The organism is Cupriavidus sp. GW822-FHT02D05, from assembly GCF_058802485.1.
Genome location: NZ_JBXAOE010000016.1, coordinates 176,361 through 202,424 on the forward strand (window position 1 = coordinate 176,361; position 26,064 = coordinate 202,424).

Consider the following 26,064-nt stretch of genomic DNA (forward strand, 5'->3'; position numbering starts at 1 on the left):
CCGTCATTGCCGCGCACCGGCGATGCGGCCCGGCCGCGCTCTCACACCTACCGAAGGATGATCAGGTTTCAGCCGTGCGGCTACTGTTGGCAGGGCCACATATGGCACTTAATACAAGCACAAATGCCGTGCGAACCAGGGTCAAAGAAAAGGTGGTCGGCGCGGGTCCTCCGGAGCTAGGTGGGCCGGCTTCGGTCGAGGTATTCGTACGGCTGGTCACGGGGAGAGAGTAATGATCAGTCAGCGTTCGGATCTGCACGTCAATCATGTGCTTGGCGCCTTGCCGCGCAAGGATTGGGAATTACTGTCGTCGCATCTTGAGCTGGTACGCATGCGCGCCGGGCAGTTGCTGACCGATTCCGGCCAGCGCATCCATCATGTCTATTTCCCCACGACGGCCATCGTCTCGATGCTGTCGCTGCTGGAGGACGGCGCCACCGTCGAGATCGCCGCCATCGGCAATGAAGGCCTCGTCGGCATCCCGGTGCTGACCGGCGGCGACACCATGCCCTGCCGCGTCGAGGTACGCACGCCGGGCTTTGCCTACCGCCTTTCCGCCGCCACGCTCAAGCAGGAATTCACGCACTCCCCGGCCATCCAGCGCGTCACCCTGCTCTATGTGCAGGCCGTGCTCACCCAGATCGCGCAGACCGCCGTGTGCAATCGTCACCACTCGCTCAACAAGCAGCTTTGCCGCTGGCTGCTGCTGGCCCTCGATCGCATGGCGTCCAACGAGCTGGTGATCACCCAGCAGGTCATCGCCAACATGCTGGGCGTGCGCCGCGAAGGGGTGACGGAGGCCGCCGGCAAGCTGGAGGACCTGGGCCTGATCCAGCATAGCCGCGGGCACATCACGGTGCTCGACCGGCATGGGCTGGAGGCACATTCCTGTGAGTGCTACAAACTCGTCAAGCGCGAGTTCGATCGTTTGCTGCCGGCGCTTGCCAGTGCTTGAGGCGGGAGCGGGGTTGGGTCAGGGAGATTGCCGTGAAAAGGTTGACCTTTGCCGGTGCGTCGCCGGCTGCAAATGAGCCGGCGCAGCCGCGAGCGCAGGGCTCGCGCGCACTAGTCGATCACCTTGGCTGGATCGTTGCGCTGACGCTCGCCGGTGGCGCCATCGGTGCGCTGGTTGCGTTGTCCATGCCGCAGCACTATCGCGTCGAGGCGCTGGTGCAGGTGGAGCCACGCGACGCAGGCCAGAATGCCGGCGCGCGCGGCGCGGCGCAGGCCGGCCCCGCCGCCCCGTTCGATGCCGGCATGCTCACCAGCCGCGCGGTGGTCGGGCCCGTGGTGGAGCGGCTGCACTTGGACGTCTCGGCGGTGCCGTTGCGCGCGCCGCTGGTGGGTGCGCTGGTGGCGCGCTTTGCCGAGCCCGGGCAAGCCATGGCCCCTTGGCCGGAAAGCCTGGGCTACGCCTGGGGCGGCGAGCGCATCCAGATCGACAGCCTGGCGGTGCCCGAGCGCCTGCTTAACGTGCCGCTGATGCTGGAGGTCCAGCCGCAGGGCCACTATCGCCTGTATGCCGGCAATGCGCTGCTGTTCGAGGGCGTGGCGGGCGAGCCGGCTGCGGGCAACGATGTGGAACTGCAGGTGGCCAACCTCGATGCGCGGCCGGGCACGCGCTTCGAACTGATCCGCCATGATCCGCTTTCCACCGTGGATGCCATCTCGCGCGAGCTGGTGGTGGACGAACACACGCGCGACGCCGGCACTGTGCGCATCGCCTGGCGCTACCCCGATCGCAAGCTGGCCGCCGCGCTGGTCAATGGCGTGGCGCAAGCGTATATCGACAGCCAGACCACCCAGCGCCGCGATGATGCGGCCGGCAGCCTTGCCTTTGTCACCGGCGAGCTGCCGCGCGTGCAGGGCGAGCTGGAGCGCGCCGAGGCCGCGCTCACGCGCTACCGTACCCGTAGCGGCACCATGGCGCCGACCCAGGACGCGCAGTCGTACCTGAACGGCAGCATGGACTACCAGCGCCAGATCGCCGCGCTGCGGCTGGAGCGTACCCGCCTGCTGCAACGCTTTACCACCGACAGCAATGAAGTGCGCACGGTCGACACCCAGATCCAGGAGCTCAGCAAGGTGCGCCGCGACATGGATTCGCGCATGCAGAACCTGTCGGAGACGGAGCGCGAGTCCGTGGCGCTCACGCGCGACGTGAAGGTGGCCGAGGACATGTACATGACGTTGCGCAACCGGGTGCAGCAGCTCTCGCTGGTGCAGTCGGATCGCTCCAACAACATGCGCATCGTCGATGCGGCGCTTGCGCCCGCCCGGCCCGACGGGGTTGGCCCGTGGCCGCTGAGCGGCGGCGGCGCGCTGCTTGGGCTGTGCCTCGGGCTTGCCGGCGTGGCCGCGCGCCAGCGCTACAGGCCTTCGGTGGCCGACGCCGCCGATGCCGAGGCGCGGCTGGGCATGCCCATGCTCGGCGAGATCGCGTTCAGCAGCGAGCAGACCGAGCTCGAACACCAGTCCGAGGTGCATCGCCGCCTGGGCATGATGATGGGCTTCGCCGCCCAGCCCACCCCGCGCCTGTATGCGCCCGCGCCTGGCAGCGCCTTGGCCGAACCCGGCGGGTTCTCCACCGGCGAGGCCGAGCGGCTGCTGCGGTGCGGGCTGCATGACCGCTTCTTGCTGGCGCGGCGCTCGCCGCACGCGCTCGCGGTGGAGGGCCTGCGCAGCGTGCGCGCGGCTTTGCATTTCGCCGTGCGCAACGCGCCCGATGCGGTGCTGGCCGTGACCAGCCCGGCGCCGGGCACCGGCAAGACCTTTGCCTCCGTTAACCTGGCCGTGCTGTTCGCCGAGGCTGGCCAGCGCGTGCTGCTGATCGACGCCGACCTGCGCCGCGGCAAGATCGCCAACTGGTTCGACCAGGCCGCCGAGCCGGGGCTGGCCGAATTGCTCGCGGGCCATGCAGAGCTCGCGGCGGTGATGCGGCCCACCGTGGTGTCGGGGCTTTCGGTGATCACCGCCGGATCGATGCCCCCCAATCCCTCCGAGCTGCTGATGATGCCGGCGCTGGCCGAGACGCTGCAGGCCTGCAAGGCGCGCTTCGACCTGATCATCATCGACACGCCGCCGGTGTTGGCCGTGGCCGATGCCACCCTGGTCGCCAACCTGGCCGGCTCGACGCTGCTGGTGGTGCGCGCAGATGTCACGCCCGCCGCGCAAGTGGACGAGGCGCTAAAGCGCCTGGCTCGCGCCGGGGCGCGGCTTGCCGGTGGCATGCTTAACGGCGTCACGCCCCGGCGCAGCAACCGCGCGGACTTCGCCGCGATGAGCCCGTACCTGGGGCTGCCGCTGCCGGCCGCGCGGCCTGAAACGCTGGCGCTGGAGTCGCGCCCCGCGCCGGCCGGCTCGGCAGAGCAGCAGGCAGGCCATGGCTCCATGCCAGCCGCCTGATAGCCGGGGACGCCAGGGAAATCTCCATGAGCGTACCCGTTTCTGCGTGCGCCCGGGCCTTGTGAAACGCCTCCTCGCAACCTGCACGTTGCGCGTTGTCATGAAAATCGCGGCCTGCGGTGGCCAATCAGGGCCGTTGGGCGGGCCGCGACACGGATTTCGATGGGTTATGCCAGGCCGGGAGCCGCCGGCGGGCATGGCGCACGAACACGAACCAACAACATCAGAAGGCAAAGCGTACCCGTTTCTGCGTGCGCCAATGCCTGGGGCCAACGCCCCATTTCTCGCTGGGAGAGGTCATGAAACCGGTCTTGTTCGAGGGCTGTGCCGGCTGGCTGCACGAGGCCGCAGGCACCACGGGCGTGGTGCTGTGCAACCCGCACGGCCACGAGGCGATGTGGTCGCACAGGGCGTTTCGCCACCTGGCCGCAGATCTCGCCGCCGCGGGTTTGCCGGTGCTGCGCTTCGATTATCCCGGCACCGGTGACTCCGCCGGCACCGATGCCGATGGCGAGCATATTGCCTGGTGTGTGCATGGCATCCTGGCCGCGGTAACCACGCTGCGCGAGCAGGCTGGGGTGAGCCGGGTCGTGCTGTGCGGCCTGCGCCTGGGGGCCACGCTGGCCGTGCTCGCCGCCGAGGCAATGGCCGCGCGCGAGCCCGGTACCGTGGCCGGCCTGGTCCTGCTGGCGCCGGTGGTGAGCGGGCGCGCCTATCTGCGCGAGCTGCGCGCGTTGCACACCAGTTGGGTCAACAACGTCATCCCCGACATCGAGCTCACGCCGCCCACCAACGGGTCGCTCGACGTGCTGGCCTATCGTTTCCAGCCCGACACCGTGACGACGCTCGAAGGCCTGCGCCTGGCCCGCCGCAAGGGCTGCCCCGCGCCGCGCGTGCTGCTGCTCGACGCTTGGCCGGGGGCCACCTCCCCCGTCGCAGAAATGGGTACGCTTTATCGCGGCTCGGGGGCCGAAGTCACGCTGGGCACCTTTGGCGAGTACCCCGGCATGATGCAAGCCGCCGAGTGTGCGCAGGTGCCTGAGAGCGCCTGGCAAGAGGTGCTGGCCTGGGTGCGCCCGGCCGTCGTCGCAAGGCGCCGCGGCGCCGCGCCCGGCCTGCCTGCGCCAGGCAATGAGAGTCCTGCGCTGGAATGCGAGGTGGACGGCGTGCGCGAGCAACGGGTATGGCTGGATCGCGGGCGCCAGTTCGGCATCCTTTGCCAGCCCGCGCGGCGCGGCGCGAGCGATGTCGCGGTGCTCTTTCCCAATACCGGCGGCAACCACCATGTGGGCGACGGGCGGGTCTTTGTGAGCTTGTCGCGCGAATTGGCTCGGCACGGCGTAACCGCATTACGCCTCGATCTCTCTACGCTGGGCGATAGTCCGGCCCCGGCACGCCAGATGAGCATTCCCGCGGTATACGCGCAGAGCGCCTGCGACGATGCCAGTGCCGCCGTCGACTGGCTGCGCGCGCAGGGGTACAAGCGCATCGTCATGTCCGGGGTTTGCTCGGGCGCGTTCATCAGCCTGCACGTGGCGTTGCGCAATCCGGGAGTCAACGGCCTGGTCCTGGCCAACCTGGCGAAATTCCGCTGGGACGATGCCGACACCGCCGCCGTGAACGAACGGGTGCAGTCCATGCGGGGCTACGTGGCGGCCGTGCGCCGCGCGCAGAACTGGCAGCGGCTGTGGCGCGGCCAGGTCAAGGTCTGGCCGATCCTGTCCGGCTTCGCACGCCGATGCGCGCGGCGCGCGATGCAACGCGGCGCCGCCTCCATGGCGCGCTGGCGCGGCGGCGGCGACACCACCACCGTGACCGGCTTCGCGCGGGCCGCCATGCGGGAGCTCGACCGGCGCGGCGTGCAGACGGACTTCCTGTACGGGATGAGCGATATCGGGCTGGAAGAAGCCAAGGACCGCTTTGGCGGCAACCTCGAAGCGCTGCAGGGCCTGGGCAACATCCGCGTGCGCACCCTGCCCACGTTCGATCATTCGCTGTTTCTTGCTGACAGCCGCGCCGCGCTGGCGGCGCATCTGGTGCGCTACATCGAGGTGCAGCTGGCGCGCGGCGAGCCGGCCGAGGTGAGCGAGGCGAGCGAGGCGAACGAGGACAGCGCCGGCGCGCTGGCGGATGCGGTGTCAGGCACGGCGAGCGCCTGAGCGTGGGCGGCAAGCCGGCCGCGCACGACAAAAAAGAGGCGCCGGAATCCCGGCGCCTCAGATTGCGCGCTACGCGCGGCAGCCCTACCGGCTCTGCACCGTATCCACGTCCTGGTACCGATAGTTCAGATACCGGTACTTGCCGAAGTTGTAATGCGCCCGATACCAGCGCCCTTGCACATTCAACCCGTTGAACAGCACGCCCTTTACTTCCCCACCCACCTGCCTGATCGCCCTGCCCGCGGCTTCCAGTTCATCCACGGTAGTCGAGTCCGCACGGGCCACCATGAAGACCGCATCTGCCTTGGTAGCGAGGATTCCGGTATCCGAGGCGGCCAGCACTGGCGGCGTGTCGATCAGCACGATGTCGTAGTTCGCCTTTAGGGCATTGAGCAGCGCGTCCATCGCGGGACTCAGCAGCAGGTCCGCGGGATGCTCGGGCAACGTCCCGGTGGGAATGAAATCCAGCCCGGGCACAACCTGCCTGCGAACGGCGGGCTCTACCGGCGCGCCCTGCAGCAGATCGGTCAGGCCGGGGCCACGGTCGGTGTCGAAGCGCCGGTTCAGGTTGCCCCGCCGCAGGTCGGCGTCGATCAGCACCACGCGCTTGCCGCCGGCGGCGAGCACCGCGGCGAAGTTGGCGCAGATGAAGGACTTTCCGACACCCGGCGCCGGGCCCGTCACCAGCACCACCGGATGGCGGTTGCCAAGTAGCGAGAACTGCAAGGCGGTGCGGAAGCTGCGCAAGCTCTCCATGGCGGGATCGTCAGGCATCCGGCAGGCCAGCAGCGCGGCTTTCGGGTTGCCCTGCGTGGCCAGGCGCGACTGTTCCGGGCTGAACGGGATGGTGGAGTACACCGTGAACCCCGTCAGGTTTTCGATATCGTCGGCCTCGGCGACGCCGCCGTCCAGCATGTGGCGCAGGCACACGACGATCAGCGCGCCCACGGTGCCAAGCATGGCCGCGAATATCACCAGCAGCGACCGGTTGGGCCGCACGGGCTGCAAGGGCACTTCGGCCGGGTCGACCATGCGCGCGGTCCCCACCTTGCTGGCCTTGGTCAGCTTGAGTTGCTGGGCGTCGTTGAGCAGCGACTGGTAAAGCTCGGTGCTGACCTTGACATCGCGCAGCAGGCGCAGCACGTTTTGCTCCACTTCGGGCAGTTTCTGGATACGCGTGGTCACGCCGGCGAGCGCGGCATTCAGGCTGCCGATCTGCTCGTCGATGATGCCGATGCTGGGATGGTTGCCGGTAAAGCGCGTCACCAGTTCCTGGCGTTTCGCGCGTAGCTCCTGCAGGCGTGTCTGGATCTGCACGGATTGCGAGAGGATCAGCTTTGACTCCTCGCCCAGGTCGATCGTGCCGCGCTGGTTGCGCAGCGCGTTATAGCGCGTCTCGGCGGTTTCCACCTGCTGCTTGACCTGCGGAAGCTGCTGGTCGAGGAAGGCCAGGGATTTCTCGGCCTCTTCCGCCCTGCGGCGCACGTTCTGGTCGACATACTCGCTGCCGATCTCGTTGAGCGTTGCCGCGATCAGGTCCGGGTCCGGGCCTTCAAGGGTGATGCCGATCACCCCGCTCGACTTGCCGCGCTCGGCAATCTGCAGCGATTGCTGCAGCTGCGCGATGGCAATGGCCCGAGGCAGCCGCGTCACATTGAAGCTGGCGCCAGGGTTGCCTTCCAGTTCCGTAACGAGGATCTCGACGTTGCCGCGTGAGGTTGGCACGACCAGCGGCTGGCCGACGGTGCCTGTTGCCATGGTCTGCTCGCCCTTGACTTTCAGCCGGTACCGTTTGCCGTCAAGGGCTGTCACTGTCATCCTGGTGCCTTCCAGCCGCGTTGGCATGTCGAGGCGGCCTACCGTAATGCGCTCGTCGCCCCAGACGAAGCCGCCCCAGCCGAAGAGGCCGGGTTCCGACAGGCCAGGGTTGTAGCGTGCCAGCGCCTGGCCGATCACCGGAAAGTAGCTCGGCCTGGCATCAATGAACAGCTTCAGGCTTTCCACCGCCTTGCCCACCACCATGCGCGAGTGCAGCAGCTCGATTTCCGCGGCGGCGGCCGGCTTGACGTCGAAGACCGGCGCCACGCTGCCCGCGAGCTTGCTGTTGGTGCTGCTCCCCGTGTCCTCCACTTGCACCACGATGTCGGTACGGTAGACGGACTTGGTGAAGAACGCGTAGGTCGCGCCCAGGGCGAAGACCGTGCCCGCGATCAGGATGAAGGTCCAGCGGTAGCGCATCAGTATGTCGAGATAGCCGGTCAGGTCGATCGATTTTTCCCGCTGAGCGCGTCCCACCGGCAATGCCTCGTTTGGATTGAACGTGTTCATGCGACCTCCCCATGACATTGATCCCGTGCAATGGCGCGAATGCGCACCGACCATGAATCGACCCCTTGCTTGATCAGCCCCAGCACGATCCGGAACATATTCTGCGAACAGCCATAGGGGTCGGGCACGTCAGCGTGCATGAATTCGCAAAGGCGGTAGACCTTGCCGCGTGCCTGCGGATACTGGCGCTCAAGCGCCTCTCTTTGTTCCGTGTCCATCACCAGCACCAGGTCGGCGCCGTTGATCATGTCCCCGTCCACGGTGCGCGCGCGGTGCCCTGAGAGATCGAGGCCGTCCTCCTCGAGCAGGCGCACCGTATGCGGATCGGCGGCGGCGCCCTCCAGCGGGGCCAGCCCGGCGGAACTCACCGTGCAGCCGGGCAGCGCGTGGCGCAGCAGGCCCTGTGCCATGGGGCTGCGGCAGGTATTGCCGATGCACACAACCAGGATCGAGCGGATCATCGCGGCCTCGCTTACTTGACCACGCTGGCGGCGCTGAACGCACCGCTCGTCGATGGCAGCAGCAGGTTGACCACGCGGCTCCAGCGCACCAGTTCGCGCGCGTCGACATACACCACGTCCTTTGCCTCGAGTTCGAAGCCTTCGGCAATGGCCAGCGCCACGGGCGACGTGCCGTCCAGGTGATACACCTTGGGCTCGCCGTCCGCCGCCTTGCGGATCACGAAGATCTGCTCCGCGTTGGCGGTGTTCGGGTTCACGCCGCCAGCGTCGCCAATGGCCTCATTCAGCGTCATGCGGCCATTGCGCATCAGCAAGGTGGTGGGGCGCACCACCTCGCCGGTGACGAAGATCTTGCTGTCCTCGCGCTGTTCCACGCGCACGATGTCGCCGTTCTTGAGCATGATGCGCGAGGGATCGATGCCGCGCGCGAGCAGTGCCGGGATGTTGACATGCCAGCTGCGCTCGCCGCGCGTGATGCGGATGCGGCTGTTGTCGCCTGTCAGGTTGAGCACGCCACCCGCACGGTTAAGCGCCTCGATCAGCGTCATCGGCGCGTCGTCGATCGGTTGCATGCCAGGCGTACGCACTTCGCCATCCACATAGATGCGCTGGCTGCGGAACGCGAGCACGCGCACCGTCATCTGGGGATCGCGCACCACGCGCGAGAGCACCTTCGCGATCTGGTCGCGCACGTCGTTCGCCGTCCTGCCGGCGACCTTCATCACGCCAGCGTAGGGAAACTGGATATCGCCCTGCGCGCTCACCACATAGCCGGGCACATTGGAGCCGCCGCCCACCGCGGGGATTTCATACGCGGCGCCGATGCTGTAGGTCTGGTTGGGGAAGACCAGTTCCGGGTGATCCCATACCACCACCGAGACGATGTCGCCCGGGCCGATGAGATAGGGCTGCGGCTTGCCATAGAGTTCGTCCAGCTTCTCGACCTCGCGTTGCGCCATGGTGCGCTGGTTGCGCACCACCTCCAGCGTGATCGGCGTGATGTTGGGCATGGCATCGGGTCCGACCGCGCCGACGGGCGCCTTGGGGTCGAAGTGCATGCCTGGGGAGCTTGCGCAGGCGGCGAGCATCAGGGTCGCGCATAGCATGGCAAGGCATGCCAGCGGCCGGCCTTGGCGTTGCGCGTTCCTGTGTTGCCCGTCATGGTCGGTGATCTCGTTCACGGCAGCCTCCGGCATTGGGCGACAGGGACATCGCAACCGCTGCGACAGTCCCCCGATGCTCCCATCCTAGGAGGCCGACGGGGGCCAATCGGTGCGCTTTCACACATTGCACTGCGATGCCGGAACCAGCGTGCGCGAGGCGCCAGGGCGAACGGGGGCGGCTTGCTTTTGGGACAAGCAAGGCACACAACGTATGCGGGAAAGCGTGCCCCGCGGCCCCGCATAAAAGACAACGGCGGCAGGCTTGCGCCTGCCGCCGCCGGTTGGCTGCGCCGCAAGCGCGCCTCAGCGCATCGCGGCGGAAGCGCCCGTGCCGTACTCCGCGACCGTGCGTGCCGGCCTGGCGCCGGCAGACGGCGCGTTGCGCACCGCCGTGCGCGGCGCGGCCTCGTCGCCGCTGACCCATTCCAGCGACGCGCCGCGCTGGAGCGCCGCGTAGACCGCCTCGCCCTTGTTGCGCACCTTGAGCCGCTGGTACAGGGTGCAGGCATGGCTCTTGACGGTCGCCACCGAGATATTGAGCATGCGGCTCACGGTCTTGATGGGATGTCCGCGCGCCAGCAGCACCAGGACCTCATATTGCCTCGGGGTGATCTGCAGCATCTCGGCTTCGTCGTACGCGGTCTCGCTGTGCCCGCCGGTGCCACCGGCATCGGCCGGAACAGCGCCCGGGCGAGACACGGCGGCCAGGGACTCGCGCGAGGATGGCGCGGCGTGGACGCGCATGCCCGCGGGGTTGCACTGTGCGCTGTCGGTCAGCGGTGCCAGCACGGGAATGCGTCCACCTACTGGATAGTTGCCGGCCGACAGACCCGGCGATCCGCTGCTTGACGCGCCAGCTTGGCGGTTGTTCTGGCCGCGCACGTATTGCCCGCCAACCATGGCCAGGCGGATGCCAGCTTCCAGCACCGCCAGCGAAGCGGATTTCGGCAGGCAGCCGCAGATCCCTTGCGCCATGGCGAGCGCCGGAATCTGCAGCGGGATCATATCGGCGAGCAGCAGCAAGCGATCGGCCGAGAGCACGGAGCGCACCTTGTTGAGCAGATGCCATCCGGCGTCGGTGTCGGCCGGCATGCCGAACACGAGCAGGTCGCAATGATTGCCTTCCAGCAGGGCGACGTCGGCCGGGTCGACGGTGATGACGTGGTCGACGCCATGAATACGCTCGAGCATTTGCAGCAACCCGAGACGCAGCAGTGGGTGACCCTCGATGAGCAGTGCGTTCATGTTGTTATTCCCCCCGTATGATTGCGGTAGGAAACAGGTTGAACGCAGCGGAATAATGACCTGCGCGACCCTCGTGGTGCTCCACGCGCGCCGCCCCTATTTATCCCCGTACCACCGCCAAGCCGGACCGCCCGTTCTTATTGCCGGGAACTGACCGCGAGCCGGAAGGCTGACCCCCTGAACCCACCCCAAAATGCCATTCGTCTTAAAACGAATTAAGGTCATATTATGGTCTGATCTGCACGAAATCAAGTTGCTTTGGCGGCGCTCCAATTAGGTTGGAGAGGTTTGTTCTCATCATCCGGAAAGCCTTGATGGTGGCCGCATGGCGGGTTACCCGAACGGGTGATGGATAATCGACGGGATTATGTTTCAAGACTGAAACAGTTATTGGTCGATAAAGTTTCACCGCTGCAACGGAAAAGGGGTGTTGCTAGCGCATTTATGGCTTTTCCGGGTGGCGCGCCCGGGTGGCGAACCAATCTTGAAACTCGCGCCGAGGTGGAGTCCGCGATCCACTTGCGCCTTCGGCATGAGCCTTGGGCGAGCGCCGCGCGACAAACGGATGAGAGCTATCTCAGCCATCAGGATGAGGGGAGAGCGGCAGCCGGCACGCGAGCATGCCCACGGTGCCGGATGCCCCCTTGCGCTGCTGGAAAGCGATGCTGGCGATACCCCGTCGCCGCGCCTGAAGCGGGCCCCGCAGATGCCTCGCAGCGCACGCCGATCTGCCAGTTCCCGGCGTCCCGACCCGTGTGTGGCAACGTACAGAAACCTGAATCCCGCGCCGGCATCCTCACTGCAGGCAGACCGGTCATCCGCCCGGCAAGGCATGCCAGCGGCATGGCTGCGCTTTGGTCCAACGTTGCTCATCTTCACGAGGATGTCATGGCTTCAGGCACGGCGCAGGATCGCATCAACCAACACGCATGGCGTAGCTGGGGCGCGCGCCGGTGGTTCGGCACCGCCAGCGATTGGACCGACCCTGGCGAGGCTGCGGCGATTGCCTGGGTGGCGGACGAAGTGCGGGGCCAGCCCATCCTCGACGTTGGCGTGGGCGGCGGGCGCACCGTGGCGCTGCTGCGCACGCTGAGCGACGACTATACGGCAGTCGACTACATGCCCGAGATGGTCGAGATCTGCCAGCGCAATCATCCCGGCGTGCGGGTGATGCAGATGGATGCGCGCAACATGTCGCGCTTTGCGGACAACAGCTTCGCGCTGGTGATGTTCAGCTTCAACGGCATCGATGCGGTCGACTACGCGGGGCGCGTCGCCATCCTGCGCGAGTTCGCGCGCGTGCTGCGTCCCGGCGGCCTGATGCTGTTCTCCACGCACAACATGCGTGGGCCGAGCTATCGCGAGACTCTCTCGCGCTTCGTGCGGCTTCCGCATCTGTCGGCCAACCCTATCGCGGTTGGCATCGATACCGCGCGGGTGATCTGCAACCTGCCGATTGCCACCTTCAACTACCTGCGGCACTCGCGGCTGAACCGCGAGTTCGATGGCTATGCCATCCGGGTTTGCGCCGCCCACAAGTTCGGCATCGTGATCGTCTATACCGAGTTCGCCGCGCAGAAGCGCGCGCTCGCGGAGCTGGGGCTGCACACCGATGTGGTGTTCGGCAACCTGAACGGCGAGCCGGTGCGCGAAGGCCAGGACCTGCGCGACGTGTACTGGTTTCATTTCATTGCGCGCAAGGCCGCGGCCGGCGACTCGTCACCGGCGGCCCCCGGAGCCCGGCCATGAAGATCCTGCACGTGATCTCGTCGATCGATCCGGGTGGTGGCGGCCCGATCGAGGGTGTGCGCCAGCTGCGCGCACCCTTGCGTGAGCGCGGCGTACAGGTGCAGGTGTGCTGCGGCGACGCGCCCGATGCGCCCTGCGTGCGCGATAGCGAGCTCGACGTCATCGCGCTGGGGCCGTCATCGCTCAAGTACGGCTTCAACCGGCGCATGGTGGCCTGGCTGCGCGCGCATTGCGAAGCGTACGATGCGGTCATTGTCGAAGGCCTGTGGCAGTTCCACGCGCTGGCCGTGTGGCTGGCGCTGCGTGGCAAGCGGGTGCCGTATTTTGTGTTCACGCACGGCATGCTGGATCCCTGGTTTCGCGACCACTATCCGCTCAAGCATCTGAAGAAGAGCCTCTACTGGCTGGTGGGGGACTATTGGGTCTTGCGCCATGCGCGCGGCGTGCTGTTCACGTGCAGCGAGGAGAAGCAGCGCTCCAGCGGTGCGTTCTGGCCATACCGGTGCCGGGAGGTGGTGGCAAGCTACGGCACGGCGCAGCCGCCGCAGGACGGCGCGCCGTTGCGTGAGGCCTTTCTTGGCGCCTTCCCGGAGGTGCGCGGCAAGCGCATCGCGCTGTTCCTCGGCCGAATCCACGAGAAGAAGGGTTGTGACCTGCTGGTCGACGCCTTCGCCGGCGTGGCCGCGGCGCATCCCGCGCTGCATCTGGTGCTGGCCGGACCGCACGACACCGCGCTGCGCGCGATGCTGGAGCAACGCATTGCCGCGCATGGGCTGTCCGCGCGCGTGAGCTGGACCGGCATGCTCAAGGGCGAGCTCAAGTGGGGCGCGTTTCACGCGGCCGAGGTGTTCTGCCTGCCTTCGCACCAGGAGAATTTCGGCGTGGCGGTGGCCGAGGCGCTCGGCTGCGGCGTGCCGGTGCTGATCTCCGACAAGGTCAACATCTGGCGCGAGATCGTCGCCGACGGCGCCGGGCTGGTGGGCCCGGACACCGCGCAGGGCGCCGCTGCCTGCCTGCGGCAATGGCTGCAGGCCGAGCCCGCCGAGCAGGCACGCATGCGCATTGCCGCGCGGCAGTCCTTTGCCCGGCGCTTCCATGCCGGACAGGCCGCACAGCGGCTGCTGGACATCATCCATGGCGCGACCGAGGCTGCGCAGCCTGTCCACCACGCGGCGGCGGGATAGAGGAGGAGAGGCCATGGTCGCGCCGTCATGCCACAGCGTCATTGAGCGGGGAGCGGGAGCGCCGTGAAGCTGCTCAGATTCCTCGTCTATGCGGTGCTTTCGCAGGGGATCGGCGCGATCACCGGCCTGCTGCTGGCCCGTTGGCTTGAGGTGGGCGACTACGCCATCTACACCGTGGTCGGCCTCATCATGGGCGCCATCGCCATCGTCACCAAGGGTGGCATCCAGCTTGGCCTGAACGCGCTGCTGGGCAAGACCTGGCCGGACCGGGAGCGTGCCGCGGAACTGGCCTGCGCGGCCATGGGCCAGCGCTGGAAGCTCTCCGCCTGGCTGTTGCCGGTGGTGCTGGCGATCGCCGCGTGGCTGCTGTATCGCAACCATGCCAGCGTGATCCTGATCGTGCTGCTGCTGGCGCTGTTGCTGGCGACCTGGTACTTCGACATGCAATCGCGCGTCGTGGACCAGGTGCTGCTGTTTGCCAACCGCGCGCCCGCGCTGCAGGCGCTGGATACCGGCTTGTCCGTGGGGCGCCTGGTACTGTCGTCCGCGCTCTATGCGCTGGGCCTGCTCGGCGTGTTGGGCGCGACCCTCGTCAACGTGCTGTTCGCGGGACTGCGCGTGCCGTTCGTGCGGCGCTGGATCGCGCGTGAGATACCGCTGGCGGCGCATGCCGGCAGCGCGGGCAAGGCGGAAGACAGCCAATACATCGGCCGCATCATGCGGCGGCAATTGCCGCTGGAGGCGTTCTACTGCGTCCAGGGGCAACTGGTGTTCGCCATCGTCGCCTATCACGGCGCGGTCGGGCAAACGGCCTCGCTGGGCGCGCTGTCACGCATCGGGCAATTGCTGATGCCGGTGGGCGCCGTGGTGGCCGCGTACGTGATTCCGCGCTTCGCGCAAGCGCGCGACGGCGTGCTGCGGCGCTTTGCCGGCTGGGTGGCGCTGGCTTGCCTGCCTGCCGCCGCGCTGGTGCTTCTGGCCGTGACATGGCCGGGGTTGCTGCTGTGGCTGGTGGGGCCGAACTACGCATCGTTGGGCGCCGAACTGGTGATCGCCTGCCTTGGCGCGGGCTTTGCCAGCGTGGTCGGCATCGCCTGGCAGTTGCTGGCCAACCGTGGCCTGAATCATTTTGCCTTCGTGCAGGTGCCGGTGGTGCTGGCCTGGTGCGCGGCCGCGCCGCGCTTTCTCGATCTCACCACGCTTGATGGCGTGCTGTGGTTCCAGCTCGGGCTGTCGTCGGGGCTGGCCGCGGCCATCGTCTGCGAACTCGCCGCGGCCGTGCGTGCCGGGCGCCTGCTGCCAAGCGACGAGCGCCTTGCCCCCCATGGAGGAAGCACGCAATGAGCGATGTGCCCAGCGTTACGCTGATGGTCCCGACCTACCGGCGCCCGGACATGCTCCAGCGCTGCCTGCAGGCTGCCGCCGCGCTCGTGCCGGCGCCGGTTCAGCTGATCGTGGTCTGCCGCGGCGCGGACGATCCCGACACGGCGGCGTGGCTGGCAAATACGGCGCAGGTTCGCTATCCGGCGTTGCAGGTAGTCAAGGTGACCGAGCCTGGCGTGGTGGCTGCCATGAATGCCGGCCTGCTGCACGCAACCGGCGAGCTGCTCGCGATCCTGGACGACGACGCGCTGCCGCGCGCGGACTGGCTGGCCTGCTTGCTGCCCCACTTTGCCGATGCCACGGTGGGCGGTGCCGGTGGCCGGGATGTCGTGCGCAGCGCCGATGGCGCGCCACTGGCCGTGCCGGATCTGCCGCTGGCCGGCTATCGCGACGGCTGGGGCAGGATCATCGGCGAGACGCATCGGGTGTGCGGCGCGCCGCGCGCGGTGGAAACGCTCAAGGGCTGCAACTGGATCCTGCGCCGGGCGGCGCTGGGCACGGCGCGCTTTGACGAGCGGCTGCAGGGGCAGGGCGCGCAGCCCGGCAACGAGACGTGGATGTGCCAGATGCTGCGGCACGCAGGATGGCGCCTGGTGCTCGATCCCGGCGCCATCGTTGATCACTATCCGGCCGCGCGCTACAACTACGAGCGCCAGAGCTATGCGCACAGGCGCTGCTTCGAAGAGACCTGCAACATGACGGCGATCTCGATGGCATATGCACCGCCCGCGATGCGCCTGCGGCTGGTGTTGTTCCAGCTGCTGGTGGGGTCGCGCAGTTGCCCGGGCGCTTACTTCCTGGCGCACAGCCTGCTCAAGCGTCCACGCAGCCTGCCCGGGCAATTGCTGGGTGGCTGGGGTGGCTTCGTGCAGGGCGTGCGCCTGGCGGGCACGCTGCGCATGCAGCCGCCCGGGCGGCCCACGCGCTGCGCCGGGCCGCCCGCGCAAGCCGTGTCCGCCGGAGCGAGGCTCGATGGCCCCCCACGGGGGAGCGAAGCATGAAAGCCCTCGTCACGCATCCCGGCCTGCAGCATTCGCACCAGATGGCACAGGCGCTTTATGAGCACGACATGCTCAAGCAATACTGGTCCGGCGTGCCGGTGCGCGCCCCGGGCGAGGCGCCGCCATGGTGGCTGCCGGCCGGATATCACGCCAAGGTGCGCGAGGTCGCCATCCCCAAGGCGCTGCGGCGGCACCCGGTGTTTTTCCCCGGTGTGCTCAAGCTTGGCCTCAATCGCTATGTCGGCCGCTCCGGGGCAGCTTACGCGCACCGGATCTTCCATCTGTTCGACCAATGGGTGGCCGCCCGGGTGGAGGCGGTGCGCCCGGATATCGTGGTCGCTTACGAGAATTCTGCGCTGCGGACCTTCCTGGCGGCGCGGCGCATCGGCGCGCGCTGCGTGCTGGAGGCGCCCGCCGTGCATCATCGTGCGGCCGAAGCCATGGTGCCGGTCGAGGACCGCACCTACCTTGCGCAGATCAATGCGCAAAAAGATGCGGAGATCGCGCTGGCGGACATCATCATCACCTGCTCGGAGTTTGCCGCGCGTACCTATATCGACGCCGGCGTGCCCCCCGCCAAGCTAAAGACGATCCTGCTTGGCGCAACGCTGCCGGACGACGTCCGCCGCCAGCGGCTCGCCGGCGGCCCGCGCTTTGTGTTCGCCGGGGCGGTGCGCGTGGGCAAAGGCATCGACCTGCTGCTCGACGCGTTCGCGCGGCTGCGGGAGCGGGTGCCGGAGGCGGAGCTGGCGCTTGCCGGCGCGCTCGTGGAGCAGGAGCTGGGCGGGCGCATCGCTGCCATGCCGGGCGTGCTTCAGCTTGGCGCGTTGCCGCAGCCGGCGCTGTTCCAGGTATTTGCCGATGCCGATTGCTTCGTGCTGCCGTCGCGCTTCGATTCCTTCGGCATGGTGGTGGCTGAGGCCCTGGCATGCGGCACGCCGGTGCTGCTCTCGGATCGGGTTGGTGCGAAAGAAATCATCGATGAATTCCCGCAGGCCGGGTGGGTGGTGCCGCTTTGCGCGGACGCGCTGTACCAACGCATGCTGGCCCTGGCGACAGATCGCGCGCAGCTGGAGCGCGCGCGTGCCCATGCCCGTATCGCCGGGCAGAAGTACACCTGGGCGAGGTATCGCCTGAGTGCAGCCGAAACGGTAGGCGCGCTATGCTGAGCCATTCCCTTCCCTATGCAAAACCTGCCGTGCCGGCCCACCGGGCGCGCGTCACCGTGTTCGGGCGGATCTTCATCACGGTCTTCGTGATTGCCGTGTTCGAGGGCGCCGCGCGCAAGTGGGTCTCGGATTCGCTCACCATGCCGCTGATCCTGCTGCGCGACCTGATGGTGGTGTATGCGCTGTACCACGCGGTGCGCTATTCAGGCTTTACCCCGGCGCGGCGCACCGTGCGCATGCTGCTGTGGTGGTCGGCCATTGTTTGTTTCTGGGGCTTGCTGCAGCTTGTTGCGGGCATCAACTCGCTGCCCATTTTCCTGATCGGCGTGCGCTTCTGGCTGCTGTACCTTTGGTTTGCCTACGCCGCGGCCGAGCTGCTCGAGGAGCAGGACCTGGAAGCCATCTCCAAGGCCGCGCTTGCCATGCTGCTGTTCATGGCTCCGCTGGCACTGGTGCAGCATTTTCAGTCGCCGGAGAGTTTCCTCAATCGTCAGATCGAGGGCGATCCGGATACGGTCTTCCGCGTGACGGCCGACGTGGTGCGCACCACGGGCACCTTCTCGTTCACGCTGGGCTACACCCTGTTCCTGGCGATCGTCAGCCCCTTCGCGCTGGAGGCCGTGCTGGGCGAGCAGAAGCCGGGGCTCCGGGGCAAGCTGCATTCGCTTGCGGTCATCGGCAGTCTGTTCATCGCCTCGCTGGTGAGCGGGTCGCGTTCGGCCATCCTGCTTTTGCCGATCGTATTTGGCATCGCGCTGCTGGCAAGCTTGCGCTACGGCAAGGGAAAGCGGCGCAGGGCGGCGTTGTCGTGGGGCATTGTTTCCATCCTCATGAGCGTGGTCATCGTGCTGTTTGTCAGCTCGGCGGTGGACGCGACCTTGGAGCGCTTCAGCTCCGCGGCGGAGTCGGAGAGCTTCGCCGACCGGGTGGAGTCGATGTTCTTCGGTGTCAACGATGTCTCGGCCGAACAGAGCCTGCTTGGCAGCGGGCTGGGGCTTGGCAGCAACCTGGCCAACTACTTCCTGCAGACCGGCCTGCTGTTCGTGATCAGCGAAACCGAGACTGGCCGCGTCATCGGCGAGATGGGCCTGGTCGGCTATCTGAGCATCTTGCTCAAGGCGCTGATCTTCATCAACGGCATGTGGCGCGCATTGCATGTGGCCAGGCGCACCGGCAACTCTTTTCTCATCCTGATGTGGACCATTGCCATCTTCGGGCTGACCTCCTGGCCGGTAGTCGGGCAGCTGACAGCCAACGCGCTTGGCTTCGTGTTTGCCGGCATAACGCTGGCGGCCACGCGGCAAGCGAGCCAACGCTTGTATCACCCTGGCGTTCAATCACCATGAAAATCATCTTGTTGGGTCACCCCGCCTTTTTTGGCAGCCACAGCATGGACCGCTTTGCCGCGATGATCATCGACGGCATGCGCGCGCGCGGCCACCAGGCTGAACTATGGACCCCCGCCGCCGTGATGTGCCGGCTGCCGGCGCGCGGCGGGCTGCGTAAATGGCTGGGCTACATCGACCAGTACATCCTGTTCCCGATGCTCGCGCTATGGCGTCTGCGCAAGGTCGACAAGGACACCTTGCTGGTGCTGGCCGATCATGCGCTGGGCATCTGGATGCCGCTGCTGCGCCATCGTCCGCACGTGGTGCATTGCCATGATTTCATTGCCCTGCGCACGCTCGCCGGCGAGTTCCCCGAGCACGGGCTCTCGGCCAGCGGGCACACCTACCAGTCGCTGATCCGTTGGGGCCTGTTGCAGGGAAGGGCGTTTATCGCCGTCTCCAACAAGACCATGCGCGACCTGCGGCGGCTGCATCCGTGCGCGCCCGAGGCCGCGTGGGTGGTCTACAACGGAATGAACTATCCGTTCCACAGGATGGGCACCACCGAAGCGCTGGCCTGCCTGCAGCGCGCTGGCGTGCCGGCCGATCCGCAAGGCATGCTGGTGCATATCGGCGGCAACCAGTGGTACAAGAACCGCGAAGGCGTGCTGGCGCTCTACCTGGCCTATTGCCAACGGTGCCGCGTGCCGCGGGCGCTGTGGATGATCGGTGGCGATCCCACCGCGGAAATGCGCGAGCAGGGCGAACGGGCGAGCCCCCTTGGCGGCAGCGTGCGCTTTCTGACGGGGCTGCCCACCGAGGCGGTGCAGGCAGCCTATTCGCTAGCCGCCGTGATGCTGTTTCCGAGCCTGGAGGAAGGTTTTGGCTGGCCCATCATCGAAGCCATGGCATGCGGCGCGCCGGTGCTCACCACCAACCGCGCGCCGATGACCGAGATCGGCGGCGACCAGGTGCAGCTGCTCGAGCCGTTGGCTAGCGGTGACATGGATGGCTGGGCGCAACGCGGCGCGGACGTGCTGGCCGGGATGCTCGCATGGCCGCAAGCGCGGCGCGCCGAAGTGGCCGCGCGCTCGATCGCGTGGGCCGGGAACTTCTCCGCCGAGAAAGCCATCGACCAGTACGAGAGCATCTATCTCACGGTGCTGGCGGCGGCTTCGGTGGAAGATCGCGTGTCGGTGGACGCCTGAACGTCTGAACGTCTGAATGCCTGAACGGTGGCGTGTGCTATTCGCTGCCGACCCCGGCGGTGCTGGGCGCGCCGGCGGGCTGGTGCCTGATCAGCGCGAACAGCGCCTTCTCCAATTCGCCCAGCACCATGTCGAGGTCCAGGTGCTGCTCGGCCCAGCGCCGGCCGGCGCCGCCCAGGTGCGCGCGCAGGGCGGGCTGCGCAGCCAGCATGTCGATGGCGGCGGCCAGCGCGGCCGCGTCGCCAGGCGGCACCAGCACGCCGCATTGCGCAACCACGCGGCCAAGCTCCGTGTCCGGCTCCGCGGTGGCGACCACCGGGCGAGCGCTGGCCAGCATGCCGGTCAGCTTCGAGGGCATGACCAGGTCGGCGGCGCCGGCGCGTTGTGGCAGCAGGTGAATGTCGGCCGCGGCCAGCAGCGAGGCAAACATGGCGGCGGGCTGCAGGGACAGGAAGCGCACCTGTGGCAGCCCCGCGCAGGCGGCCTCCAGCGCGGGGCGCCCGGCGCCGTCGCCGCAGAAGATGAAGTGCAGGCGTTCATGGCCATCGAGCAGGCGGGCGGCATCGGCCATGACATCCAGCCCCTGCTTGGCGCCCATATTGCCTGAGTACAGCGCCACCACGGCATCAGCTGGAATGCCCAGCGTGCGGCGCGCCAGCATGGCGCTGCCGGCGCCGATTTCCCACAGGTTGACCCAGTTGAGCAGCAAGGCCGCGCGCTCAGGCTCCGTGCCCTTGCCACGCGCCAGAGAGACCATGGCCTGCGAGATCGACGAGACCCGGTCAAAACGCGTCATCAACTGATGCTCCACGCGCCGCGCCACGCGGCGCAGCCAGGGCCGGCGGAGCAGCCCCAGCGCAAAAGCCGCGTCGACCTCATAGTCCTGCACATGCAGCCAGGTCTTGCAGCCGCTCCAGTGTGCGAACAGCAAAGCGGCCGGCGCGCACATCAGGGGAGGCTCCACCACGAACAGCACATCCGGGCGCCAGCGCAACTGGGCCATCAGGCTGGGCAGGCTGGATACGGCAAAGCTCGCCAGGTGCAGCAGCCGCGTGATGCCGCCCGGCTTGCGCGGTACCCACAGCGGCGCGCGATACACCTCCACCCAGCGCCGCCGCTCGCGGCTGTATTGCCACGCGCGATAGCCCTCGCCCACGCGCCACGCCGGATAGTACGGCGGCGCGGTGACTACCCGCACCTCATGGCCGCGCGCGGCCAGCCACTCGGCCTGCTCGCAGGTGTACTTGCCGATGCCGGTCAGCTCGGGCGCATAGTTCAGGCAGTACATGAGTATCTTCATGGCAACCGTAGCGTCAGTGGCGTCGATGCTCTGTATGGGGTACGCAGCTGTCGCGCCCGCTGCGGCGTGCGTCTAGTCCGCGGCCATGATCCGCACGCAGCCAGCCGCCATGGCCCTGCCCGCGGAGGCGGGAGAGTCCTCCAGCGCGGCGGCCTGGCAGCGCTCGGCGGTGGCGGCGGCATCCGCAAAACGCGTGGGCACCTGCACCAGGCACCTGGCCAGCGCACCGGCGTCGCCCGCCTTGAAATACAGGCCGGTGACGCCGTCGCGTATCAGTTCGCCGGCGTCGTCGTTATTCACGCTCACCACCACCGGGCAGCCGTAGCTCAGTGCCTCGCGTACCAGCGGATGCCAGCGCTGCGCGGCATCTGGCAGCACCAGGCAGCTCGCCTTGCGGTACTCCACGGCGAAGTCGGCCGGCGCCATCGCGCCCAGGAAGCGTACCGACGGCCCCAGCCCGAGCGCGTCGGCCATGGTGCGCAGCCGGCCATAAGCGCGGCCCGTACCCACCAGCGATAGCGTGGCCGCCGGCCACGCCTGCCGCGCGCCGGCAAAGGCATAGAGCAGCAGCACCAGGGCCGGATCGTGCGTGAGGGCGCCAACATGCAGGAAATGCGGCGCATGCGGCGGTGCAGCGTGCTCGACCCGCTCGCGCCGTTCGGCGGCAGCATCGAAGCCGTCCGGCAGCACGGCTGGCGGGCGGCAGGCAAAGATCTTGCGCGGGGGAACGTCGGCGGCAATGGCGCGCGCGCAGCCGCGCTCGCTGCCGACGAATACGCCCTGGCAATGGCGCAGCAATACCGCGTCTGCCAGCGCGCCAACTCGCCCAGGCACGCTGGCAAAGGCGGCCCCGTGGAAGAAGGCCGCGCGTCGCCGCCCCAGCGCCATGCTGGCCAGCAGCATGGCCCAGTTCTCCAGCCGGCTCTGGCCCGCCAGCACCACCAGCGCGCCGGGACTGAGCGAGATGGCGCGCATCTGCTGCAGGCAGCGCCGCCACAGGCCCGCTTCCGCGCTGCCCGTGGGAAAGATGACCTGTCCGGGCCAGAGCGCACCGGGACTCGCTGCCGCGCCGCTGGCGGCCGAGGTTGCCGAGGTAGCCGACGTTGCGGACGCAGTGGCCTGAGGCCGCGCGCGCTTGTCGGGATGGCGGAGCAGGGGTTTCATGTCAGGTCTCCACGTGTTGTGCCGGTGCTGTGCCATGTGCCAGCCTTCCGCTCTGCAGTGCATCCAGGTAGGCCAGGCGCAGGCCGTCGCGCAGCGCCACGGCCGGTTGCCAGCCGGTGGCGGCAAGGGCCGTGCAGTCGAGCCGCTTGCGCGGTGTGCCGTCGGGCTTGCCGCTGTCGAAGACGATGTCGCCGCGAAAGCCCACGGTCTGCGCCACCAGCCCCGCCAGTTCGCGCACGCTGACTTCCTCGCTGCTGCCCACGTTCAGGAATCCGGCCGGCGCGGTCTGGCGGTACACGTCCTCGGCCAGCGCCATCACATGCAGGCATGCCGCGGCCAGGTCGTCCGCGTAGAGGAACTCGCGCAGCGGCGTGCCGCTGCCCCACACCGGCACGTGCTGGGCGTGGGCCATGCCGGCTTCGTGGAAGCGCCGCAGCAGGCCCGGTATCACGTGGCTGTTGTCGGGGTGATAGTTGTCGCCCGGGCCGTAGAGGTTGGTCGGCATCACGCTGCGGTAGTCGGTGCCGTACTGGCGGTTGTAGCTCTCGCACAGCGCAATGCCTGCGATCTTGGCCAGGGCGTAGGGGGCGTTGGTGGGCTCCAGCGGCCCGGTAAGCAGCGCGGCCTCGCTGATGGGCTGGGGTGCGAACTTCGGGTAGATGCAGCTCGATCCGAGGAATAGCAGGCGCTTCACGCCCGCGCGCCAGGCTTCGTGGATGACGATGGCCGCGATCATCAGGTTCTGCTGGATGAACTCGGCGGGAAAAGTGTGGTTGGCGTGGATGCCGCCTACGCGCGCGGCTGCCAGGTAGACCGTGTCGATGCCCTGGGTGGCGAAGAACGCGCGCACCTGCTGCTGGTCGGTGAGGTCGAGCTCGGTGTGGCCGCGCGTGATGATGTCGGCCTGGCCACGCGCGTCCAGCGCACGCACGATGGCCGAGCCGACCATGCCGCGGTGGCCCGCCACGAACACCCGTGATTGCCGCGCTGGCAAGGATGCGGATGACGGCGTGGGGTCGCTTGACACTGCGGTGCCGGCGTCACTCATGATGGTCATAGGCCCGGAAGCCAGCCAGCTTGACGAACGCATCGCGCCGCGCCGCGGCAAAGTCCGCTTCCATCATTTCCCGCACCAGCGCCCCGAAGCTCGTGCGCGGCGACCAGCCCAGCTGTTCGCGCGCCTTGCTGGCGTCGCCCAGCAACGTCTCGACTTCGGTCGGTCGGAAGTAGCGCGGGTCCACCCGCACAATCGTGTCGCCTGGCTTGCAGCGCGCTGCCACCGGGCAGGTGGCGGCATCAACGTGCGCCACCACGCCCACCTCGCCGGCGCCTTCGCCCTCGAAGCGCACCGCGATGCCGAGCTCCAGGGCGGCCAGCTGCACGAACTCGCGCACGCTGTGCTGCTCGCCGCTGGCGATCACATAGTCCTCGGCTTTGTCCTGCTGCAGCATCAGCCACTGCATTTCCACGTAGTCGCGCGCGTGGCCCCAGTCGCGCAGGGCCGACAGGTTGCCGAGATAGAGCGTGTCCTGCAGCCCCAGCACGATGCGCGCCATCGCCCGCGTGGTCTTGCGCGTGACAAAGGTCTCGCCGCGCACCGGGCTCTCGTGGTTGAACAGGATGCCGTTGCAGGCATACATGCCGTAGGCCTCGCGATAGTTCACCGTGATCCAGTAGGCGTACAACTTGGCGGCTGCATAGGGGCTGCGCGGGTAGAACGGCGTGGTCTCCTTCTGCGGTGTTGCCTGCACCAGGCCGTACAGCTCGGATGTGGACGCCTGGTAGAAGCGCGTTTGCTTCTCCAGGCCAAGGATGCGCACGGCTTCGAGCAGGCGCAGCGTGCCCAGCGCATCCGTGTTGGCGGTGTATTCCGGTTCCTCGAACGACACCTGCACGTGGCTTTGCGCCGCCAGGTTGTAGATTTCGTCAGGTTGTGATTGCTGTACCACCCGCACCAGGCTGGCGGTGTCGGTCATGTCGCCGTGATGCAGGATCAGGCTGCGCCTGGACGCTTGCGGATCCTGGTACAGGTGGTCGATGCGCTCGGTGTTGAACAGCGAACTGCGGCGCTTGATGCCGTGCACCTCGTAGCCTTTGGCAATCAGCAGCTCACACAGGTAGGCGCCGTCCTGGCCGGTGATGCCAGTGATCAGCGCGCGGCGCGGGCGTTGCGCCCCGCCGCTGCCGGTGTTGCCGCTGGCTTCGGGCTGCAGCTCGGTGGTCGCAAGCCGGCCGAAGGGTTCGAGATCATGTGCGCCCATAGATATCTGCCATCCGGATGATGTCGTCTTCGCCAAGGTAAGAGCCGGACTGGATCTCGATCAGTTCGAGCGGGATCCGGCCGGGGTTTTCAAGGCTGTGCGCCTCGCCGATCGGGATATAGGTGGATTGGTCTTCGGTCAGCAGGTACTCGACGTCTCCGCGGCGCACGCGCGCCGTGCCGGAAACCACCACCCAGTGCTCGGCACGGTGGTGATGCAGTTGCAGCGAGAGCTTGGCGCCGGGTTTGACCGTGATGCGCTTGACCTGGTAGCGCGTACCGTGGTCCACCGCGTCGTAGGCGCCCCAGGGCCGGTAGACCTTGCGATGCTGGGTGGCCTCGGGGCGGCCCTGGGCGCGTACCGTTTCCACCAGTTGCTTCACGTCCTGGCAGTGATCCTTGTGGACCACCAGCACCACGTCTGGCGTTTCCACCACCATCACGTCGTCCAGGCCGGCGACCGCCACCATTCGGTGCGAGGCGTGGACGAGGCAGCCCCGCGCGTGGTGCGTGACCACGTCGCCGATGGCCACGTTGCCATCGGCGGTCTTCTCTGCGGCCTTCCAGACCGCATCCCAGGAGCCCACGTCGCTCCAGTCGGCGGACAGCGGGGCCATTTGCGCGTCACGCAGGTGCTCCATCACGGCGTAGTCGATCGAGTCGGAGCGGCAGGCGGCGAAGGCGTCCGTGTCGAGCCGGAAGAAGTCCAGGTCGCGGTGGCCGCGCACCATCGCTTCCTGCGCGGCCAGCAGGATGTCGGGGGCGAACCGCTCCAGCGCGGCGAGATAGACGGAGGCGCGGAACAGGAAAATGCCGCTGTTCCAGAAGCAGTTGCCTTCCTGCAGGTAGCCGGTGGCCATTTCCAGCGAGGGCTTCTCGACGAAGCGCGCGACCGACAGCAAGTCGGCCGTATTGCTGGGCACTGCCTTGATATAGCCGTAGCCGGTGGCGGCAAACGTGGGCACCACGCCCAGCGTCACCACCACGCCCGTTGCGGCCACGGCGCTGGCCTGGCACACGGTCTGCGTGAAGGCGGCGCGGTCGCGGATCAGGTGATCGGAAGGCAGCACCAGCAGCACCGGGTCCGCGCCGCCGCTGCGCGCTTGCAGCGCGGCCACCGCCGCGGCGGGCGCGGTATTGCGCGGATGCGGCTCGAGCACGATGGCGGACAACGCGCAGCCAGCCTCCCGCGCTTGCTCGGCCACCACGAAACGGTGCGCTTCGTTGCTGACCAGGATTGGGGCTTGCGCACCGGGAATCTCCCGCACCCGCAACAGGGTGTCCTGCAGCAGCGAGTCTTGTCCGAGCAGGCGCAGGAACTGCTTGGGATAGCCGTCGCGCGACAACGGCCACAGCCGCGAGCCCGCTCCGCCACACAGGATGACCGGTACGATCTGCTTGTCGTCTGCCATGGCATGTCTCCTTCACGCAGCACGAAGCCTGGCTCGCGTTCGTGGCGAGCCGGGTGACGGGTAGTGAAGTGACTGTAATGCCGGGCCACAGGGGGGACTGTTGGCTAGCACACACTCGATGGCGCGCTGGCGCGGCGTGACGGGT

Annotated in this window: 19 protein-coding genes; 10 read left to right on the top strand and 9 right to left on the bottom strand. The window is 67.8% G+C overall.

What is annotated here, in order from left to right:
- Positions 1-232 precede the first annotated feature (232 nt).
- From AC1RQK_RS22085 to AC1RQK_RS22095, 3 genes are all read left to right on the top strand, one after another.
- The gene (locus AC1RQK_RS22085) at positions 233-955 is read left to right on the top strand and encodes a Crp/Fnr family transcriptional regulator (RefSeq protein ID WP_492371894.1); all 723 of its coding nucleotides are present in this window, start codon (positions 233-235) and stop codon (positions 953-955) included.
- Between the two features lie 41 nt (positions 956-996).
- Positions 997-3,405: a polysaccharide biosynthesis tyrosine autokinase gene (locus tag AC1RQK_RS22090; protein WP_492811184.1), complete on the top strand. Its 2,409-nt coding sequence runs from the start codon at positions 997-999 to the stop codon at positions 3,403-3,405.
- 299 nt (positions 3,406-3,704) lie between these two features.
- Complete coding sequence (locus AC1RQK_RS22095) at positions 3,705-5,564, top strand: alpha/beta fold hydrolase (protein WP_492811148.1); 1,860 nt, start codon at positions 3,705-3,707, stop codon at positions 5,562-5,564.
- 84 nt (positions 5,565-5,648) lie between these two features.
- On the opposite strand, the gene AC1RQK_RS22100 is transcribed toward AC1RQK_RS22095, so the two are convergent.
- The 4 genes from AC1RQK_RS22100 to AC1RQK_RS22115 form a co-directional block, all read right to left on the bottom strand.
- The gene (locus tag AC1RQK_RS22100; protein WP_492371892.1) at positions 5,649-7,892 is read right to left on the bottom strand and encodes a polysaccharide biosynthesis tyrosine autokinase; all 2,244 of its coding nucleotides are present in this window, start codon (positions 7,890-7,892) and stop codon (positions 5,649-5,651) included.
- Entirely contained in the window at positions 7,889-8,353 is a 465-nt protein-coding gene (locus tag AC1RQK_RS22105) for an arsenate reductase/protein-tyrosine-phosphatase family protein (RefSeq protein WP_492371891.1), read from the bottom strand. The genes AC1RQK_RS22100 and AC1RQK_RS22105 overlap by 4 nt, the downstream gene beginning before the upstream one ends.
- Before the next feature lie 11 nt (positions 8,354-8,364).
- Entirely contained in the window at positions 8,365-9,459 is a 1,095-nt protein-coding gene (locus AC1RQK_RS22110) for a polysaccharide biosynthesis/export family protein (protein WP_492371954.1), read from the bottom strand.
- Between the two features lie 360 nt (positions 9,460-9,819).
- Positions 9,820-10,761, bottom strand: coding sequence for a response regulator transcription factor (locus tag AC1RQK_RS22115; RefSeq protein WP_492811151.1), 942 nt, complete (start codon positions 10,759-10,761; stop codon positions 9,820-9,822).
- Positions 10,762-11,649: 888 nt separating this feature from the next.
- Between AC1RQK_RS22115 and AC1RQK_RS22120 the strand changes: the two genes are divergently transcribed.
- The 7 genes from AC1RQK_RS22120 (at position 11,650) to AC1RQK_RS22150 (ending at position 19,783) form a co-directional block, all read left to right on the top strand.
- A complete protein-coding gene (locus AC1RQK_RS22120) occupies positions 11,650-12,510 on the top strand; it encodes a class I SAM-dependent methyltransferase (RefSeq protein WP_492371889.1) in 861 nt (286 codons plus the stop codon).
- Positions 12,507-13,694: a glycosyltransferase gene (locus AC1RQK_RS22125; RefSeq protein WP_492811153.1), complete on the top strand. Its 1,188-nt coding sequence runs from the start codon at positions 12,507-12,509 to the stop codon at positions 13,692-13,694. The genes AC1RQK_RS22120 and AC1RQK_RS22125 overlap by 4 nt, the downstream gene beginning before the upstream one ends.
- A 63-nt stretch (positions 13,695-13,757) precedes the next feature.
- Positions 13,758-15,038: a hypothetical protein gene (locus AC1RQK_RS22130; RefSeq protein ID WP_492371887.1), complete on the top strand. Its 1,281-nt coding sequence runs from the start codon at positions 13,758-13,760 to the stop codon at positions 15,036-15,038.
- A complete protein-coding gene (locus AC1RQK_RS22135; protein ID WP_492811155.1) occupies positions 15,035-16,078 on the top strand; it encodes a glycosyltransferase family 2 protein in 1,044 nt (347 codons plus the stop codon). The genes AC1RQK_RS22130 and AC1RQK_RS22135 overlap by 4 nt, the downstream gene beginning before the upstream one ends.
- Positions 16,075-17,247 carry a glycosyltransferase family 4 protein gene (locus AC1RQK_RS22140; RefSeq protein WP_492371885.1) on the top strand — a complete coding sequence of 391 codons (1,173 nt, stop codon included), beginning with the start codon at positions 16,075-16,077 and terminating at the stop codon, positions 17,245-17,247. The genes AC1RQK_RS22135 and AC1RQK_RS22140 overlap by 4 nt, the downstream gene beginning before the upstream one ends.
- Complete coding sequence (locus AC1RQK_RS22145; RefSeq protein WP_492811158.1) at positions 17,241-18,593, top strand: hypothetical protein; 1,353 nt, start codon at positions 17,241-17,243, stop codon at positions 18,591-18,593. The genes AC1RQK_RS22140 and AC1RQK_RS22145 overlap by 7 nt, the downstream gene beginning before the upstream one ends.
- On the top strand, positions 18,590-19,783 hold the full coding sequence (locus tag AC1RQK_RS22150) for a glycosyltransferase (protein WP_492811160.1): 1,194 nt from the start codon (positions 18,590-18,592) through the stop codon (positions 19,781-19,783). The genes AC1RQK_RS22145 and AC1RQK_RS22150 overlap by 4 nt, the downstream gene beginning before the upstream one ends.
- 37 nt (positions 19,784-19,820) lie before the next feature.
- Here AC1RQK_RS22150 and AC1RQK_RS22155 read toward each other — a convergent pair whose 3' ends face one another.
- From AC1RQK_RS22155 to AC1RQK_RS22175, 5 genes are all read right to left on the bottom strand, one after another.
- A complete protein-coding gene (locus AC1RQK_RS22155) occupies positions 19,821-21,083 on the bottom strand; it encodes a glycosyltransferase WbuB (protein ID WP_492811162.1) in 1,263 nt (420 codons plus the stop codon).
- Positions 21,084-21,155: 72 nt separating this feature from the next.
- Entirely contained in the window at positions 21,156-22,247 is a 1,092-nt protein-coding gene (locus AC1RQK_RS22160; protein ID WP_492811164.1) for a glycosyltransferase, read from the bottom strand.
- Position 22,248: 1 nt separating this feature from the next.
- On the bottom strand, positions 22,249-23,295 hold the full coding sequence (locus tag AC1RQK_RS22165) for a GDP-L-fucose synthase family protein (RefSeq protein ID WP_492811186.1): 1,047 nt from the start codon (positions 23,293-23,295) through the stop codon (positions 22,249-22,251).
- Positions 23,288-24,508, bottom strand: a complete 1,221-nt coding sequence (gene gmd, locus AC1RQK_RS22170; protein ID WP_492371880.1) for a GDP-mannose 4,6-dehydratase — start codon at positions 24,506-24,508, stop codon at positions 23,288-23,290. Before gmd ends, AC1RQK_RS22165 begins: the two co-directional genes overlap by 8 nt.
- A complete protein-coding gene (locus AC1RQK_RS22175; protein ID WP_492371879.1) occupies positions 24,495-25,919 on the bottom strand; it encodes a mannose-1-phosphate guanylyltransferase/mannose-6-phosphate isomerase in 1,425 nt (474 codons plus the stop codon). The genes gmd and AC1RQK_RS22175 overlap by 14 nt, the downstream gene beginning before the upstream one ends.
- Positions 25,920-26,064: the final 145 nt, after the last annotated feature.

What these genes read in the sequence shown, in the direction of transcription:
- AC1RQK_RS22120 (WP_492371889.1), top strand. Translation starts at nt 11,650, where the DNA reads ATGGCTTCAGGCACGGCGCAGGATCGCATCAACCAACACGCATGGCGT.
- AC1RQK_RS22125 (WP_492811153.1), top strand. Translation starts at nt 12,507, where the DNA reads ATGAAGATCCTGCACGTGATCTCGTCGATCGATCCGGGTGGTGGCGGC.
- AC1RQK_RS22115 (WP_492811151.1), bottom strand. Translation starts at nt 10,761, where the DNA reads ATGAACGCACTGCTCATCGAGGGTCACCCACTGCTGCGTCTCGGGTTG.
- AC1RQK_RS22165 (WP_492811186.1), bottom strand. Translation starts at nt 23,295, where the DNA reads ATGAGTGACGCCGGCACCGCAGTGTCAAGCGACCCCACGCCGTCATCC.
- gmd (WP_492371880.1), bottom strand. Translation starts at nt 24,508, where the DNA reads ATGGGCGCACATGATCTCGAACCCTTCGGCCGGCTTGCGACCACCGAG.
- AC1RQK_RS22155 (WP_492811162.1), bottom strand. Translation starts at nt 21,083, where the DNA reads ATGAAGATACTCATGTACTGCCTGAACTATGCGCCCGAGCTGACCGGC.
- AC1RQK_RS22135 (WP_492811155.1), top strand. Translation starts at nt 15,035, where the DNA reads ATGAGCGATGTGCCCAGCGTTACGCTGATGGTCCCGACCTACCGGCGC.
- AC1RQK_RS22160 (WP_492811164.1), bottom strand. Translation starts at nt 22,247, where the DNA reads ATGAAACCCCTGCTCCGCCATCCCGACAAGCGCGCGCGGCCTCAGGCC.
- AC1RQK_RS22105 (WP_492371891.1), bottom strand. Translation starts at nt 8,353, where the DNA reads ATGATCCGCTCGATCCTGGTTGTGTGCATCGGCAATACCTGCCGCAGC.
- AC1RQK_RS22175 (WP_492371879.1), bottom strand. Translation starts at nt 25,919, where the DNA reads ATGGCAGACGACAAGCAGATCGTACCGGTCATCCTGTGTGGCGGAGCG.
- AC1RQK_RS22095 (WP_492811148.1), top strand. Translation starts at nt 3,705, where the DNA reads ATGAAACCGGTCTTGTTCGAGGGCTGTGCCGGCTGGCTGCACGAGGCC.
- AC1RQK_RS22085 (WP_492371894.1), top strand. Translation starts at nt 233, where the DNA reads ATGATCAGTCAGCGTTCGGATCTGCACGTCAATCATGTGCTTGGCGCC.
- AC1RQK_RS22140 (WP_492371885.1), top strand. Translation starts at nt 16,075, where the DNA reads ATGAAAGCCCTCGTCACGCATCCCGGCCTGCAGCATTCGCACCAGATG.
- AC1RQK_RS22100 (WP_492371892.1), bottom strand. Translation starts at nt 7,892, where the DNA reads ATGAACACGTTCAATCCAAACGAGGCATTGCCGGTGGGACGCGCTCAG.
- AC1RQK_RS22150 (WP_492811160.1), top strand. Translation starts at nt 18,590, where the DNA reads ATGAAAATCATCTTGTTGGGTCACCCCGCCTTTTTTGGCAGCCACAGC.
- AC1RQK_RS22110 (WP_492371954.1), bottom strand. Translation starts at nt 9,459, where the DNA reads ATGCTATGCGCGACCCTGATGCTCGCCGCCTGCGCAAGCTCCCCAGGC.
- AC1RQK_RS22145 (WP_492811158.1), top strand. Translation starts at nt 17,241, where the DNA reads ATGCTGAGCCATTCCCTTCCCTATGCAAAACCTGCCGTGCCGGCCCAC.